The organism is Acinetobacter sp. NIPH 2699 (assembly GCF_022549355.1).
Classification (GTDB): domain Bacteria; phylum Pseudomonadota; class Gammaproteobacteria; order Pseudomonadales; family Moraxellaceae; genus Acinetobacter.
In genome coordinates this window covers 153,606-170,439 of record NZ_JAKZGL010000001.1, presented here as the reverse complement: position 1 = coordinate 170,439, position 16,834 = coordinate 153,606, and the positions used below count along the sequence as shown (strand labels likewise).

The 16,834-nt window shown below is 37.6% G+C and carries 12 protein-coding genes and 4 pseudogenes; 6 read left to right on the top strand and 10 right to left on the bottom strand.

All coding sequences use genetic code 11. The features are described from left to right. Window positions 1-106 precede the first annotated feature (106 nt). The 4 genes from MMP72_RS00805 to MMP72_RS00790 form a co-directional block, all read right to left on the bottom strand. Window positions 107-805: a DUF1826 domain-containing protein gene (locus MMP72_RS00805; protein WP_241313776.1), complete on the bottom strand. Its 699-nt coding sequence runs from the start codon at window positions 803-805 to the stop codon at window positions 107-109. A gap of 208 nt (window positions 806-1,013) precedes the next feature. After that, complete coding sequence (locus MMP72_RS00800; protein WP_151716398.1) at window positions 1,014-1,250, bottom strand: VF530 family protein; 237 nt, start codon at window positions 1,248-1,250, stop codon at window positions 1,014-1,016. A 301-nt stretch (window positions 1,251-1,551) separates the two neighbouring features. Further along, window positions 1,552-2,690 (bottom strand): IS3 family transposase gene (locus tag MMP72_RS00795; RefSeq protein ID WP_241313775.1). Its coding sequence is split into 2 segments (ribosomal slippage): window positions 1,552-2,432 and window positions 2,432-2,690, totalling 1,140 coding nucleotides; the frame shifts between segments, so codons are not numbered across the junction. Between the two features lie 306 nt (window positions 2,691-2,996). Continuing rightward, the gene (locus tag MMP72_RS00790) at window positions 2,997-3,440 is read right to left on the bottom strand and encodes a MarR family transcriptional regulator (protein WP_241313774.1); all 444 of its coding nucleotides are present in this window, start codon (window positions 3,438-3,440) and stop codon (window positions 2,997-2,999) included. 375 nt (window positions 3,441-3,815) lie between these two features. Here MMP72_RS00790 and MMP72_RS00785 point away from each other — a divergent pair, with 375 nt between their 5' ends. The 5 genes and pseudogenes from MMP72_RS00785 to MMP72_RS00765 all read left to right on the top strand — a co-directional run. Further along, window positions 3,816-5,375: a carboxylesterase family protein gene (locus tag MMP72_RS00785; protein WP_241313773.1), complete on the top strand. Its 1,560-nt coding sequence runs from the start codon at window positions 3,816-3,818 to the stop codon at window positions 5,373-5,375. 46 nt (window positions 5,376-5,421) lie between these two features. Beyond that, window positions 5,422-6,870, top strand: a complete 1,449-nt coding sequence (locus tag MMP72_RS00780; RefSeq protein ID WP_241313772.1) for an aldehyde dehydrogenase family protein — start codon at window positions 5,422-5,424, stop codon at window positions 6,868-6,870. A 127-nt stretch (window positions 6,871-6,997) separates the two neighbouring features. Next, window positions 6,998-8,185 carry an MFS transporter gene (locus MMP72_RS00775; RefSeq protein WP_241313771.1) on the top strand — a complete coding sequence of 396 codons (1,188 nt, stop codon included), beginning with the start codon at window positions 6,998-7,000 and terminating at the stop codon, window positions 8,183-8,185. 122 nt (window positions 8,186-8,307) lie between these two features. Then, window positions 8,308-9,543, top strand: a complete 1,236-nt coding sequence (locus MMP72_RS00770; RefSeq protein ID WP_241313770.1) for a DcaP family trimeric outer membrane transporter — start codon at window positions 8,308-8,310, stop codon at window positions 9,541-9,543. 66 nt (window positions 9,544-9,609) lie between these two features. Beyond that, window positions 9,610-9,723 (top strand): annotated as a pseudogene (locus tag MMP72_RS00765) (helix-turn-helix transcriptional regulator); the annotation flags it as partial. Here the strand turns inward: MMP72_RS00765 and MMP72_RS00760 are convergent. The 3 genes and pseudogenes from MMP72_RS00760 to MMP72_RS00750 form a co-directional block, all read right to left on the bottom strand. Then, the gene (locus MMP72_RS00760) at window positions 9,712-10,149 is read right to left on the bottom strand and encodes a hypothetical protein (protein ID WP_241313769.1); all 438 of its coding nucleotides are present in this window, start codon (window positions 10,147-10,149) and stop codon (window positions 9,712-9,714) included. The pseudogene MMP72_RS00765 and the gene MMP72_RS00760 sit on opposite strands and share 12 nt — an antisense overlap. A gap of 1 nt (window position 10,150) precedes the next feature. After that, window positions 10,151-12,407 (bottom strand): annotated as a pseudogene (locus MMP72_RS00755) (hypothetical protein). Continuing rightward, window positions 12,397-13,065, bottom strand: a pseudogene (locus tag MMP72_RS00750) (site-specific integrase); the annotation flags it as partial. The pseudogenes MMP72_RS00755 and MMP72_RS00750, both read right to left, overlap by 11 nt. Before the next feature lie 362 nt (window positions 13,066-13,427). On the opposite strand from MMP72_RS00750, the pseudogene MMP72_RS00745 reads away from it, so the two are divergent. Then, window positions 13,428-13,502: pseudogene (locus MMP72_RS00745) on the top strand (type 1 glutamine amidotransferase domain-containing protein); the annotation flags it as partial. Window positions 13,503-13,593: 91 nt separating this feature from the next. Here MMP72_RS00745 and MMP72_RS00740 read toward each other — a convergent pair. The 3 genes from MMP72_RS00740 to MMP72_RS00730 all read right to left on the bottom strand — a co-directional run bounded on the left by MMP72_RS00740 (window position 13,594) and on the right by MMP72_RS00730 (window position 16,722). Further along, window positions 13,594-14,799, bottom strand: a complete 1,206-nt coding sequence (locus tag MMP72_RS00740; RefSeq protein ID WP_241313768.1) for an FAD-dependent oxidoreductase — start codon at window positions 14,797-14,799, stop codon at window positions 13,594-13,596. Between the two features lie 158 nt (window positions 14,800-14,957). Next, the gene (locus MMP72_RS00735) at window positions 14,958-15,506 is read right to left on the bottom strand and encodes an Rrf2 family transcriptional regulator (protein ID WP_241313767.1); all 549 of its coding nucleotides are present in this window, start codon (window positions 15,504-15,506) and stop codon (window positions 14,958-14,960) included. A 196-nt stretch (window positions 15,507-15,702) separates the two neighbouring features. Next, window positions 15,703-16,722 (bottom strand): MBL fold metallo-hydrolase, encoded by a 1,020-nt coding sequence (locus MMP72_RS00730; protein WP_241313766.1) that lies wholly within the window; start codon window positions 16,720-16,722, stop codon window positions 15,703-15,705. Window positions 16,723-16,834: the final 112 nt, after the last annotated feature.

Below are 16,834 nucleotides of genomic sequence, written 5' to 3'. Positions count from 1 at the left end.
CGCTGAAACTAGTAGGGACTTTTACTTGTATGATTATGTAATCAACTTGTAAAAGTCCAATGCAGCCGTTTAGTTAGGAATGCCAATCTATATATAGAATAAATGCTTAACAAATCAATAGCAGTCTATATTCACCATCCTTTTCAGCAGGTGCTCTGTGAACACAAGGTAAGACCTGTTGCGCTGGATGATCTACCGCTAGCCGCCAAAGATGTCCTAAACCTAAATTCACAGGTTTTGTGTTGGGTTTAGGCTGATAATGCAGATCAAAGAAATACTCTTCTAGAAAATTTTCAAACTCAGCTTCTGGGCCGTCATGTAATTTTTTAAGTTTTTCCCTGATTTCAGGAATTAGAATTTTTTGTTCAACTTGATTATGGGGCAGGATATCACTTGCAGAACCATGATAGGTACACAAAAAAGTATCTATTGGGATAGGTGATCGGTCAACATGAAATGAATATACATCTGTTGAAATAAAATCTAGCTCATCATCCCGTTCGTAATTTTTAATTAAATTAAGCGAAGGCGATGCCCCCAAATCAGTTAAGCGTTGTATATCACTTAAGATAATTTCTCTTGCTAAATTGCCATTTTCCGAAAGTTGTAACGCTAAAAGGTCTTCAACTGAAATTTCCGTAATATTTTCTTTTAATTCAAGTTTAGATACAATCTCTTCGAAATCACCAACCAAAGTTCGATACCAGCAAATGGCATTACTTTCTCCATGAAAATTGGAATTTACCAATTCAGAAAAACTAGAAACCACGCTAATTTGATTGTTGTCAGAGAATGTATTCTTCATATGAGAATTAGATAATAAACAGGGGCTAATAATAACACTTAGCTTTATAAAAACATTGCATTTCAATTAAAGTAGGTTGGTAACTCTGTTATTAAGAAACATGATTGTAATGAAGCCATGGTTACAAAGATCGCTGTAAATGGCTGATAGATGAAATTTAGAATACACAGCAATGTGAATTAAGAATGCTGAGGCTGGGTTTTGATAGCTACGATTTCTGTTTGGCTTTTTGGCGTAAGACATACAAATATAAGTTTTCTACTTTTTCACGTGCCCATGGTGTGGTACGCAAAAATCGCAATGATGACTTAACACTTGGATCTATGCAAAAACATCTAATTTCAATTTTACGACTTAAACCTTCAAAGCCATCGTAGTAATCCAATAATTCATCCAAAATGTCAGCAAGTTTTTTGCCGTGTAGAGGGTCATTGGAGGCGTTCATAATAGATCAATCATATTTTGGGAGGCCATCATTATAACCTGAGCTAATTGAAAAATGAGAGGATTGGAGTTTAAACGTAATTAACATAGAAAAAGGCAGAACTTTATGGAAAACAGGAGAAAAGTTGAGCCTAAGAAGAGTCAGGCCAATGAAGTTCATGCACGTGTGGCGGTATTAAATAGATTCACCGAATTAGGTAGACCTCATACTTCACAATCAAATTTATGTTTAATAAACAACAAATTTAATTACTTAGATCACTAAAGTGGACTGCTCCCAGTATCCTAGACATGAGACAGCCTCATTTTGAAGCTGCTTCAAAGGCTTCTGGACTCATCCCATCGAGATGCGAATGACGCCTGATTCGATTGTAAAACATCTCGATATAATCAAACACATCTGCACGGACCATTTCTCGAGTTTTATAGATTCTCTTTTTAATTCTTTCCTTCTTCAAGCTGCTAAAAAAGGATTCAGCAACGGCATTGTCCCAGCAGTTTCCGCGACGACTCATACTCGGAACCAAGTTATGCTTCTGGCAGAATTTCTGCCAGTCTCTGCTACTATATTGTGAGCCTTGATCTGAGTGTATAATCACAGGTTCATTTGGCCTGCGTCGCCACACTGCCATGAGTAGAGCATCAAGTACGATATCCCTGGCAAGCGTAGGTTTCATCGACCAACCAATCACTTTCCGCGAATATAAATCCAGAACAACAGCCAGATATAACCAGCCTTGCCAAGTGCGGATGTAAGTAATATCAGTCACCCAAGAGGTATCTGGAGTGTTCACAACAAATTCTCGATTTAAATGATTGGGTGGTACGATCTGAGGGCGGCCACGACCATAGCTTTTATGCTTCTTGTATCCACGTACAGCTGTAATACCATTATTTTTCATGATCTTCAGCACACGATTTGGACCACAGCCTTCACCTAATTCTTTAAGATCTAAAGTAATACGTCGGTAACCATAGATGCCATAACTGGCATCATAAGAAGAGCGGATGAGCCCTAATAACCGTTTGTCTTCAATAGTCCTGCCTGATTCAGGTTCATGCAGCCAGGCATAATAGCCAGCACGAGCGATCTTAAGAACCCGACACATCGTTTTAATCTTAAATTGATGACTGTATTCAAGGATAAACTGATACTTTACTCGGGCAGGCTTGCAAAGTACCTTGCGGCCTTTTTTAGGATATCCCGCTCTTCTTCAGTTTGCTTAAGCTGACTTTTAAGACGAAGGATTTCTTTCTTTGCTTCCAGCAGTTCATGTTCATCAGGATTATTGCGTAATGGTTGTACTGATTTCAGCCATTTATAAATACTGTGTTGTGATACACCTAAACGTTCTGCCACATCAGTGACAGAGTATCCACGTTCAGTAATCAATTTTACCGCTTCATCTTTAAATTCTGGGGTATAGCGTTGTCCACTCATAAGGTTCTCTCCTATGCAAAAAGAATAGACGAAATTTGTCCAGGAGAGTGGTGGCAGTCCACCACTAATTAAAAGGTGTCTACAAAATTGGTGGCTATTCAGTGAATTGAGATTTCGGAAGAAAAGGTTGATCCAATGTTTTTAGATCAGGATCAAAAAATCTGGAAAATATCATTCCACCAAGTCCAAACGAAAAAAGAAGCAATTCTACTGAGTCAGAAGTTATTGTCTACATCGTTTTAAAATGATTTCTAGGAAAAGACCAAGAAAAATAAGTAAATTCTTCTCTTGGTCTAGGCATTGCATTTAGTTTTCAATAATGTTCTTTAGCCATTCACGAACACCACTTTCAATGTTTGGTGGCATTTGGTCTTTAATCTCTACTTCTAGATCTTCAATAATGACATTACATTTATGAAAACATTCGACTCCACTTTCAGTCAATTCTAATTGCTGAACTTTTTTATTCGTTGGGTGTTTCTTCTTTATTAATAAATTTTGCGACTCTAATTTAGAAATAATTTGATTGACCGTCTGCGGCGTAAGTAAAGATAGACGAGCAATTTCTGCATTTGATAAGCTAGGACAATTATAAATAATTGAAAGTATAGCGAATTGAGCTGAAGTAACTTTCAATTCTAATAAAACACGTTCCATTTTTAAGCGATACGCACCAGCCGCTTTCCGCAATAGATATCCCAAATAGCCATCATCATAGCCAAACATTTCGTTACTTTTAGTTACATTCATAGATAAAGGAATCCTTTGCCGACAAGAAAAATTATCAGTATACTGACAATATTATCAGTGCACTGATAATCATGATTGGAGCTGCATCTGAGCAGAACAATCATATCTTATTGTATAGAGGAGTTTCAAACGATGAGACGAGGTGGTTGGACAGGGGCTTTTCCCGCAATTTGGAGTACGAACCATAAAAAATCTTTAATGCTTTTGAGATCAAATTTATCCGTTTGAAAATCAGAATTATTCAAATCGAGGGATTAATCGTTAATAGAAAATTAAAGGCAATTAATACAAGTTTTAATGGCGTTGTTCAGAATTCTGGTCGTTAAAGTTTGTATTAATTGAATATCTCATTCAAATTTCTATCGTGAGTTAAATATGAAATTATCTAAATTTAAATTATCTGTTTGCACGCTGTTTACACTATCAATAACAGTGACCCATGCTTATGAATTATCAGATATCGTTGATACATCAAATGGACAGATTCAAGGTGTTGCAGAAAGCAACTTAATACGATTTCAAGGTATTCCTTATGCTGAAGCCCCAATTGGTGCAAGACGGTGGGAAGCACCTGTCGAAAAAAGAAAATTAGACGCTGTTTATTATGCAGGTAATCTAGCCAATACTTGTGCAACAACAACGAATTTGGGTGGATTCAGTAAAATAAGTGATTCTGAAGATTGCTTATATTTAAATGTCTATGTCCCTAAAAATGTAAGTCTGGATAAAAATCAAAAAGCACCTGTATTATTTTGGATTCCTGGTGGTGGGTTACAAACGGGTTCAGCTAATGAGTATGATCCTCAGTACTTCATTGATAAGGGCATTATTGTTGTCACCATTAATTATCGCTTAGGGCCATTTGGATTTTTCTACAATCCCAACATGGCCAACAAAGATGCAGCATTTATTAATTTAGGATTAATGGATCAACAAGCCGCACTAAAATGGGTGAATAAGAATATTGAATCCTTTGGTGGCGATGCAAAAAATATTACGATCTTTGGCGAATCCGCAGGTGGGCAAAGTGTCCTAGCCAATATCTTCTCGCCATTGTCTAAAAATCTTTTTCAAAAGGCCATCGCTGCCAGTGGTTCTTATCATGCTGATTTAAAGAATGTCGCTGATGCAAAACAAGTGACCAATACCATCGCTCAAAAACTAAATTGTGTAGGTGACGCTGCTGCGGTCAGTGCATGTTTAAAGAGTAAACCAACAGAACAGTTCTTAACGCCAGATATTATTTCATTATTCAATGATGGTTTTTTCATCGACAACACAACCTTGGACAAATCTTTCTATCAATCGATAGAAAGTAATGAATTCAATGTTTCAAGCATGATCAATGGCTTTAATACGGATGAAGGTAGTTTCTTTGCTGGTGTGATTGAAAATTCACTCGGTAGAAAAATGAATTATGACGACTATGTTGGTTCATTAACCGGACTGTACGGTAAGAACACCCAAAAACATATCATCAAAAATAAAAAGCCGAATGCATCAACTGATTATACGCAAGCATTCAGTGAAGATCTCGGCAAATACAAGTTCGTATGTCCTACGATAAAGTTTAATGACTTGTTCTCTAAAAAAGTAGCTTTATACAGCTATGAATTTGCCGACAAATCTGCTCCTCAATATATCAAGCCTATTTCTATTGATTATGGTGCATACCATACAGGAGAGTTGGCTTATTTCTTTAAAGACTTCCGTGGTGCCAATGGAAGCCTGACCAAACTGAATCCATCTCAAGCAGAGCTGTCTAAAGCGATGGTGAATTATTGGGCCAACTTTATCAAAACAGGTAATCCAAACGGCGATGCATTGGTGAATTGGGCTCAATATCAAAATAACGCCAAGAATACGCTCTTGTTTAAGACTGATGGAGCCAAGCTGATTCAAGAGCGTAGTTCAAATAGATCATGCCCGAAATAGTCATTCTTTTTAATCATTCTAAAATCTCAATACAGGAGACAGATCAATGTCTGTAACAACTGAAAACCAAGTTAAAAAAATTGATTTATGGATCAATGGTGAACGTGTAGCTCCAGCATCTAAGCAGTATTTTATTGACCATAACCCTGAAGATGACTCTGTCTTTGCAGAAGTTGCAGATGGTGATGAAAGTGATGTAGATCGTGCAGTGCAAAGTGCCCATCTTGCATTTCAAAGCTATCGTAAAACCCTTGTTAAAGAACGAGAAGTTTATTTAATCAAAGCAGCGTCTTTGGTGGAAAAATATGAAGACAAGTTCATAGAGTTATTGGTCAAAGAAGTTGGATCACCCATTGGTAAAGCACGTTACGAAGTTGCCTATGCCGCCAATTGTTTACGTGCAGCGGCAGGTGTGGCACGTCGCATATCTGGTCAGACACTTCCATCTGATACTTTAGGTCGTTTTGCGATGACTACTCGCCAACCTATTGGCGTGGTTGCTGCAATTACCCCATTTAATGTACCGCTATTAAAAAGTGTGAAACTGAGCTCTTCGCCCTTAGCAACAGGAAATACTGTTGTATTACTGCCATCGGAACAAGCGCCAATGATCAGCAATTTGCTTGCGGATATTTACCATGAAGCTGGTTTCCCACCAGGGACCGTCAATGTTGTTACAGGTAATGGTGCTGTCATTGGCGATGCGTTAACAACACATGATCTGGTTAAGGCAGTAATGTTCACTGGATCAAGTCGAGTAGGGAAGCATATTGGCGGGTTGTGTGGTTCCAGAATGAAACGTGCGCTTTTAGAGTTAGGCGGCAAAAGTCCTCTGGTTATTTTAGATGATGCAGATCTTGATGCTGCTGTAGAAGCTGCGGCAATGAGTCAGTTTTTCTTTCAGGGTCAAGCCTGTATGGCGTCAAGCCGTATCTATGTTGACAAGAAAGTTGAGCAAGAGTTTCTTCGCCGTTTTGTCAAAAAAGCTGAAACCTTAGGTTTAGGTGATTTATATGATGAAAGTACTTCTGTTGGCCCGATTATCTCTGCACGTCAACGTGAACGTATCCGTCATCATATTGAAGATGCACGAGCTAAAGGTGCAAAGGTATTAACGGGCGGAGAGTGGATTGGTCATCGTTGCAAACCGACCATCTTATCTGGAGTTAATGAATCGATGGTGGTGTACCGCGAAGAAACCTTTGGACCTGTGACATCTGTTTATTCATTTACGGACTTAGATGAAGCGATCACACAGGCCAATGACAGTAATTATGGTCTCTCTTCTGCGATTTTCACACAAGATATCAATAAAGCATTCCGCTTTGTTCAAGAGGTTGAATCTGGAATGGTTCATGTCAATGCACCAACGATTTTAGATGAACCGCATGTGCCATTTGGCGGTGTAAAAGAAAGTGGTTTTGGTCGTGAAGGCACAGATATCGATGTTGAAACCCTAACCGAGTGGAAATGGGTCACCATTAATCTGAATTAAGATTTGATTTTGACCGAGTCTTGATAAAGGAACTCGGTCAACTCCACTGCACGGTATGAATATGTTGATGATCCGATTTCTTAGCACTCATACCATGCCGGCATAGCATATAGTTTGGTAAATGAATATGAACTCTAATACTCAAATTCTCAATAAAGAGCGTTCCATCTTTCTGCTAATCGCTTTGCTATTAGTCGCATCGAGTTTACGCGCACCGATCACGGGAGTTGGGCCAATACTTGAGCAATTACGTCTGGTGTTTGGCCTTTCACCAAGTGCAGCAGGCTTATTAACAACTTTACCGCTGATTGCTTTTGCTGTTATTTCTCCATTTACCGCACGTTTTTCAATTAAATTTGGTTTTGAGCGAATTCTTTTCGCCTCCTTAATTGTTGTTATTGCTGGTGCTGTAGTACGCTCCAGTGGTTCAGCCACGATGCTTTTTATTGGAACAAGTATTATTGGTATTGGTATCGCTATTGGAAATGTATTGGTACCCAGTCTGGTAAAACGTGATTTTCCAAATAGCGTACCCGTTGTCACAGGATTATGTTCTATTGCGATGGCTGTGGCTGGTGCTTTTGCATCGAGCAGTGTTGTGCCTCTTGCTCAAATTTTAGGTTGGCAACCAACTTTAATGGTTATTGCCATATTTTCCTTCATCGCTTGTCTATTTTGGATTCCACTCATTCTCCAAAATAAAACTCAAGAACAAGTACAGATCCCATTAGCAGAAACAACCCATACCCCTAATATTTGGAAATCTAAACTCGCTTGGCAGGTCACATTTTTTATGGGCTGTAATGCGGCTTTATTCTATGCAATGGTGAGCTGGTTGCCTGCAATTTTGACCGAAGCAGGTTATAGCAATAAAGCATCTGGTTCTTTACATGGTTTGATGCAATTAGCAGGAATTGTGCCTGGTTTAATTTTGGGTCCATTGGTGAATCGTCTGAAAGACCAACGCTTAGTTGCCATCAGTATGGGGCTATTAATGTGTATCGGGATGCTCGGACTGTTATTTGTCCCACATTGGGCAACACTTTGGGTACTCAGTTTCGGTATTGGATCTGGTGGCGGAATATTACTGGCGTTGATGTTTTTGAGTCTACGGTCTCGTTCAGTACATCAAGCAGCTGCACTTTCTGGTATGGCTCAAGGTGGAGGCTATCTGATGGCGGCAGCGTGTCCAACCTTAGTCGGTGCACTGCGAAGCGTCAGTGAGAATTGGAATTCTGTATTAATCATGGCTGTTCTACTCTCAATACTGATCGGTATTCTTGGCTACCTGTCTGGTCGGAATCGTTATATTTAAATCTTAAGTATATATCTCGTTAAAAAATATCATTTTTAAAACCATCGTTTTCGATTTATTCGAATTCGATGCTGGGTTCAATTTATCTAAATTTACTGTTCAAGTCGCAACAGGAGTATTTCATGTGTGTGTTTCCTAATCGTTCGTCATTCATTCAGCATAGTTTAGCAATGACTGTAAGCTTGCTCATGATGACATCTGCCAACGCAGCGACTGATCAAGAAGAGATTCAAAAACTCATGGAAGAGGTAAAAGAATTGAGAGCATTAATTCAACAACAATATAAGGCCACTGAAACAGACCAAACGACTGTATCAGCGCCTATTGTTAATTTTTCACCAACTCAACCAGCGACTCATATCAATCTATATGGTTTTTTGCGGGCTGATGCCAATTATATTATTGAAGGCGCTGATAACGACTTTAATGCCGCAGCTAAAAGTACAGCCGAAGCCAAAGATAAACTCAGAACAACCGTTAAAACCACACGTATTGGCTTGGATTTTTCGACGCTTAATCAAGAGGCAAAAATTGGCGCTAAAGTCGAGGTGGATTTTGCAGGAAGTAATGATAATCTTCGCATTCGTCATGCTTATCTGATTTATAACAATTGGTTGATTGGTCAAACAACTTCAAATTTCCTATCCAGTCATGCGCCTGAAATAATGGACTTCTCAACCAATATTGGTGGTGGCACCAAGCAATATCCTCAAGTTCGTTACAATTACAAGGTTACATCGACAAGCCAACTTACTTTAGCTGCTGAAAAAGGAAATAATTCGGCGTCAAACACCGCGATTAAATATCAAGTGCCTGTTTTAACAGCAAAAATGATGCATGAGTTTACTGACAATAAAGGTTCTACATCGCTACGGGCCATGCTTGAGCAATATCAAGCTGAAACGCTAAAGTCAGATAAAATAGGTTGGGGGGTTGCTATCGGTTTGAACTATAAGCCAATTGAATCTTTAAAGCTATCAGCTGACATTAGCCATGTAAAAGGCAACAGTCATTATATTTATGGAAGCAATGCCGCTTTTACTGTTGTGAAGGGGAATGTAGAACAGAATGAATTTAATGCAGTACAGATCGGTGGAACCTACTATATTCGCCCCAATTTACGAACAACTCTCGCTTACGGCGCAATTTTTGCGGATGATACAAATAGCTATGCTCAAAGTAGTAGGACAGATATATCAGCCAATGAAAAAGTACAGCAGACATGGATCAATTTTATATATTCTCCTGTAGCACCAATTGATCTGGGGCTAGAATATATCAATGCTAATCGTAAAACTTTCTCTGGCGAAAGCTATCGTGATAATCGTATCGGAATTATGGCTAAGTATACGTTTTAATTAGCGTATGTAAATATTATATTATCGGGTTAAATAATATTGAATTTAGGACTAGTTGCATAGGAAATTGATCGTAGCTATTTGGGGCGAATTGAAAGGGGAGAAGTCAGCATTACTGTTGAAAAACTCTACCAAATCTCACAAACGCTTAATGTTGACCCTAAAAGACTACTCCCGTGATAAATATTTTTTGAGAAGGTGGGGAGCTAAGAGGTGATCAACTTTCAAGTTGGTTTTAAGTTTTACCTCTTCAATAATATCTATAAGTGTTTCTGTATTCTGATGAAGCTGTGACTCCAAATCATCAATTTGTGTGCGTAAATTTTTATTGGTATCCGTAAGAGCCTGTCTTGTCTTTTTATTGACATAAAGTTGCTGTTCTTTAGTCTTTAAGTGCAATGGAGAAATCTGCTCAGATACATACAGAGATATAAGTTTCTTCCTTTCAACCGAACTCAAAGTACTTAGCCCACCTGATATATACCCCTTAGCTGTTAGACGACTATGAAGAGCTTTATGTGAAATAGGGGATTTTTCAAAACCTTCAACTAACATCATTTGCAATTCTTGTTCGATGACTTCATCTAATTGTTTACCACGTAACATATCAGACTTCCTTAGATTCGATTTTTTGCTGTTCTATGGCGAACAGTTCACTTAAGGTTGTTGGTAATTTAGCGATCGCATCTCCATAAGGAAAAACTGGAATAGGGGTTAAACTATTTTGCCTATCAAGTGCTTTTGTCTTTAAGTCACTTAAATAAAGTATTTTTTGGCGTAAATCCTCGAGCATTTCTCTATAAGATAAATCATGGACTACGATTTGCTCTATATATGCAAACTCATCTACCAATTCATTCAAAGTATGTTGTAGGGCTTGTAATTCACCTTTCCGACCAGTTAAAGCAAAGTTTCCACATTGATCACCAGATTGGCATGCAAGGCGTTTAGGGCAATCGTGTACAGCGACTTCACGCATGCATCCACCAAAAGGCAAGGGGTATAAACAAGCATGGCGTTGAACTAATGAGTTGGCTAATGATTGATCCTCTTTAACCAGCTCATTAAAAGATTCAGCGATATCTTGAAAATACTCATCAAAAAAAGAGTTTTTTACATAGCTTGCCACTTCATTTTTTGAATCAAATGTCTGTAAATTCATCTGGATAGTCTGGCTTTAGTTCTCGTTTATCATTTTCGTAAAGTGCCAATTCATGTTTTTCTAACAAACTAGCAGTGACTTTACGTTGTTTTAACGCTAAGTGTTGATAATATTGATTTTGCTTAATGTCTACACGCCCCATTAGCATTGCTTGCAGATGTTCAGCTAAACCACTGAGAGCGAGAAAAGTATTGATATTGTGTCGTGGAATATGACTTGTAAGCTTTGAATATTCTGTTTCATTCTCAAGTAAATTATATTTTTCAAAAACAGATCTACTTAAGGAATTTCCAAAAAAGCTATTTATTAACATTCCATTTAGAGGAATGATGTTTGTTTTATTGATGAAAGCTCTTTGTAAGGTTGCAGATCTAAACTCATGAATAAAAAGCAAATCTTCATAAGCGATTTTTTCCATTTTTCCTTCATAATTAAAAACATGATCGATAGGGTATTCAGAGCCGTAATTAGCTAACCCTTTAATGAAGAAATTTATATCATGTTTCAAATAATATCTTTCAATCCCTTGACCAGATTTGGTCTCCTTGAAAACAGGAATATTTTTAAGAGTTTTAATAACAACGTCACGCTGTCCAGCTCTACCTCTATAAGTATCTTTAACTCCAAAAACACTTCCAATCAAATCATCTACTTCCACATAATCTTCACCAATTTCATCAATTGTTTTTGGCAAAAAATCTGAACAGTTTTTTGACCGGATATAATAAAGATGCTCTCTATATTCTTCCGTAAGACCCAATACCGACTGAAATATTGTCTCAACTAAATTTGCAGATAATGGCTCAACCCAGTGAATTCTAAAACCAGCTCCTTTAGCACCATGATATTGAATTCCCAAAGTGTATTGCTTTTTGCCATCTAAAGTTAAATGCTCCTTTGTTACTGGATCAAGAATAGGTTGTTTGATCAATGCATCTGTTTTTAGAAGGATTGCTTCTGTTGATCGTAAACCAGTGACAATAAGCAACAATAAAAGATTTAGAACAATCTTTTCACCATTCGTTTCACACAAACTGATAAGCGAAACAATATTTATAAATGTACGAATTGAAATCAGCTTTTCTTTATCAAGATCATCTTCATCTAGTTCCAATTGATCAATTAAAGCTTTTGTTTTCTTGGCATTTGAGGTTCTATTCTGGCGGTTTATATATAGGTATTTTTGAGAAAATTCTAAAGGTTGTTCAGTAAAACCGTAATGATTTAACATCTCCTGTAATCGAAGATAAGTACCAGCATGATCAGGAAGATTCGTTTTACTTGAATTTTCTGACAAAATTTCAAAAGACTTATTTAATATTAATGTAGATAAATGGCAGGGATGTATGCTCTCTATTTTTTCAGCATATAGAGCACTATACCAACGCTTCAGGATTAAAAATTCTGCATATAGTTTTTGGGGTGATGCTTTGGAGTTAGATTTACGATAACTAAGAATAAGTACAGATTTAATAAACTCTTGGAAAATGGGTTCAATGATATTGTTTTCGATACCTTTCAACTTTTTAATCGTGCCAAAAGTGAAATGTGTTTTACCACTTCTAGACAACAACCATCCTGATCCAATTGTACCACCATACCAAGATGAATCGTTCCAATTCCATTTAAAATTAGACTGTAAATTCTGATGAAAGTAATCTTTTTGCTCATCAATAAAAACATTATATTTTTCAATGTTCATGAATATCATCCTTCTGTAATGTACAACGAGCTATTACAGATTCAATTTCGAATTTAGTTGACTCATGCACTCGAATCAATGGATTTCTAGATACCCCAATTCCATCTGATAGCTTAATAAGACCATTGATCTCATTTTGTATGCTTTCTAAAACATGATTATGGTTAGCATCTATAAAAGGATGAAAGTACATGCAACCATAGCAATTACGAACTGGTTGAAATAAACATTTGTCTTGGTAGGAGCACCCACCAATATCGTAATGAATTTTGCTACCAATATTGCCCAAGACTTTTTTCTGATGCCAATCTTGCTTATAAACCAGCCTTCCAGTCAGGAGCATGGCGATCATTTGTCTGTATAGAGAATTTTTACCAAGTGCCTGTGCTCTAATTTGAGCAAGTTCAGGAGTAGAAAAAATATAATGTCTAGCTGTCACAACAGAAGAATGACCCAAGATATAAGCAATCTCTTCAGCTGAAGAACCTGACATTGCAAGGCTATAACCAACATGATGTCTAAAATCAGAAAAAGAATATTTCTGCTTTATCATTTCGCCTGCAAGAACAGCTTCTCTATAAGTCTTAGGAGCAAAATCAAATAATTGAGTATTAATCGCTTTTAAACAAAAACGTGCAGAATTTTCTCCTAAATCAAAATGTGAAATATTATTTTATATAAGTGATTGATTGTAGGTTAAACAAAGTGGTCTATGAACTTAAAGTATCATGTACTCAATTTAACTTATGTTTATATAAAATCTAGTTCATAATTATAAGGAGAAATATACTTATTAAATTTGATAATTTAAACTGATCATTTTTCAAAAATAGTAAATTAAGTTCATGAACTAAAGCTTCTAATTTAGAATAGAGAAAAAATTTTCATAAGATCAGTGTTTTTACATACCAAAATTATGATTTCCCCATATTCAGAAAAGATTGTAGTCGTTAGAGTAAGCATTGAATAGATATGATTTATGATATTTTTTAGATTCATTCATAATGATCTCAACACACATTAATTACAGGACAAAACACCTTTTCTGCTAAAAAAACGGCTTTAGCGATAATAGAAAAGTTAGAAAAGTCATAACTTAATGACTCAAAAAACCTAAAAGTAAAACCAGTGATGGTTTTTCTTTTAGGGGAGTTAAATAAAATGATCTGCTTTAATAAAACTAATTTTAAGGAACAATTACAAAATCAGGATTTGCTATAGCAAAAACAGCTTCACGGTCTGCAACTGGCGGATAAATCCATACCGTATTAATTTCTTGTTTAATTTTTTTCGCCTCGTGACGCACAAATTGAACTTTTCGATCCCATCCTTCAGTGTAAAGTGCTCCCCATGGGCCTAAGTCTACACAAGTTACATACTTTGGTTGGCTATACGCATGTAATGGCAAATCAACCAATTCTGCCGCAGCATTGTAACCCGCTACACGGCCTAGGCTCATGGCATGCTGACATGACATCACGTTAAAATTACCTAAATTGTCGGTTGGAACTTTTACAGTATCACCCGTCACAAAAATATGTTTTGCCTCTGGTGCATGTAAATAAGCATCACCTAAAATACGACCTAAATTATCTTTTTCACCTACAATTTGAGAGGTCAGCGAGTTCGCTCGCATGCCCGCAGTCCAAATGACAGTTTCTGCTTCAATTCTTTCGCCGTTAGAAAGTATTACCCCAGAAGCATCAAGTGCAGTAACACGTAGCCCAGCTTTACCTTCAATGCCAAGTTCGCTCAGTGCTTCGCGAATTACCGCCGCAGCTTCGTCACCCAATGCTGCACCAATTTCTGCTGATGAATCGACTAAAACCACACGAATATCAGTTTCACCTAAAATGCTACGTAGACGCTCAGGCATTTCGGTCACTGTTTCAAGCCCAGTCAGTCCACCGCCTGCAACCACGACTGTATTACGTGCTGCATTTGCAGGTTTATTGGCTAAGCTTTTAAGATGCTGGTCTAGTTTTTCAGCATCTTCTAATGTACTTACGCTAAATCCATATTCAGTAAGCCCCAGTATAGGTGGCATAAAAGTAGTACTTCCAGTTGCCAGAATAAAACGCTCATAGCTTAAAGTCTGTTTATCGCCGTGAGTTGTGGTAATCACAAGATTTTGGGCAGTAGTATCAATTTCATTTACCCAGCCAGCAACATATTTAACATCTACTACACTTAATAACTCTGAAATATCAGGGTACATATTTTCAAGAACAGCTTCATAAAGACGAGGACGAATATCCACATTTGGACTAGGGGAAACCATCATCACTTCAATGTTTTGTTGTTGGGACGTCAAGTGAATTGCTCGTTGTGCGGCAAGTGCTGCCCATAAACCAGCAAAGCCGGAACCTGCAATAATAATACGCTTACTCATTTGATTATCCTTTTGATAGGTTTTTCGGACATACAAATTCCTGCTCATCTCAAAATTTTGGGTGAGCGAATCCTTTCTCTGACTGTCCGAAAAATCTGAGAAGGCGTTTAAAACGTTTAGAGAAGTTTTACCTTAGGGATGAAAGCCCTATAAGCTCATTAGTCGGGCGTATCCCGTGATATTTTACTTTTCCGCATTTTTGCTGTTCTTCCTTCAATGCGTTCATTGATCCAGCCATTTACATCACTAAAAAATACGTCGGGTGCATAACGACCAAAACGGTCTGCAATATCACCAAGTGTGTGAGCACCTAAAGCATCTCGCATGGCTTTTTCAGCCTGTAACATAACTGCATGTACTGCACACACACCACTGGTTGCCCAATCGGGTGGGGCATTGTTAAAGACCGCACATTTACCACGAACTTCTTGGCACTCAAAAAGCGGTTTTTCACCTTCGATTGCATTCACGATATCTAAAAAAGTAATTTCGTGAGCAGATCGAGCGAGTAAATATCCGCCGCGAACACCTTCTTGAGCAACAACAAGACCTGCCTTTTCAAGTTTAGGAAAAATCTTGGCCATAAAACTCGGAGAAACTCCTTGTAATTCGGCAAGATCCTTACTACTTAAAGGTTTATCATCATTGTTCACAAGAAAAAGAAGACAGTGAATCGCATACTCGATGCTACTAGTAATATAAGCCATTTAATTTCATAATTGATCAATTACAAACACAGACTAATGTAGTCTGTGTTTTAAGTCAATCATAAAACTAAGACAAAGTTAGTCCTAGTTTTATCAAGAGAAAATATAGATGAAAATAATAGGGCTATATCACTGAATATAAATACCTTTAAAAGAGAATTGAAAGACGTAAATAATTTGAAAATGATCGAAAAAATTATGAACGCCACCAATAATTTTCGACATTTGGCTCGTTTAAGTTCAATACTTCACCCATTTGAGGCGTACTAATCGCTAAGTCGTTTTGATGAGCCAAAGCCACAATCCGTTCAAATGGATCATCCCAAGCATGAAGCGCCAAGTCAAAAGTCCCATTATGTACAGGCAACAAATGACGTCCTTTTAAATCGATATGTGCTTTTAAAGTTTGCTCAGGTTGCATGTGAACATCTGGCCATTCTGGATCATAGGCCCCAGTTTCTAGCATAGTAAGATTAAAAGGACCATAACGATGTCCAATCTCTTTAAACCCATCGAAATAACCAGTATCGCCACTAAAAAACACCCGTAGATCATTATCAATAATTACCCACGATGCCCAAAGCGTTGCATTGCTATCACCCATACCACGGCCTGAAAAATGATGGGCAGGGGTAGCAATCAGCTCAAGACCATCCACATGGGTTGTTTCCCACCAGTCAAGTTGCTGAACCTTTTCTGCTGGCACGCCCCATTTTATCAGTGCGTCACCGACACCGAGTGGTGTTAAAAAGTGTTCAACTTTGTCTTTGAGTTGGATTACTGCATGGTAGTCGAGATGGTCATAATGGTTATGCGACAAAATCACGCCTTTAATGGGCGGTAAGTCCGCAATGCTAATCGGTGGTTGGTGAAAACGCTTTGGTCCAACCCACTGAAAAGGCGAGGCACGCTCAGAAAAAACAGGATCGGTTAACCAAAATTCATTACGCAATTTTAATAAAATGGTTGAATGCCCAAGACGAAATAGAGAACGGTCTGGGGCACTCATGAGTTGTTCTTTTGATAAACTTAACACAGGAATTTCTCGGTTTGGCACCGTATTTTTGGGTTTGTTGAATAAGAATTTCCACATTAAGCCTAGCGTTTTTCCGAAAGAATGTGTGTGCATATTCGGCCGTGTATTGCTATATTTCCCATTGTGCTGCTGTGATGATATGAATGGAGAAGGCAAGTCTGTTACCTTTGAAATTGTCATTTTGTTTTCCTTGAGTGGAACAACCTATATCTTTAAATAAGAACTTGAGATAAGTGCTTATTTTGATTTATTTAAATGAGTGTTTAATCACTCATTAATTAATTTAAATAAT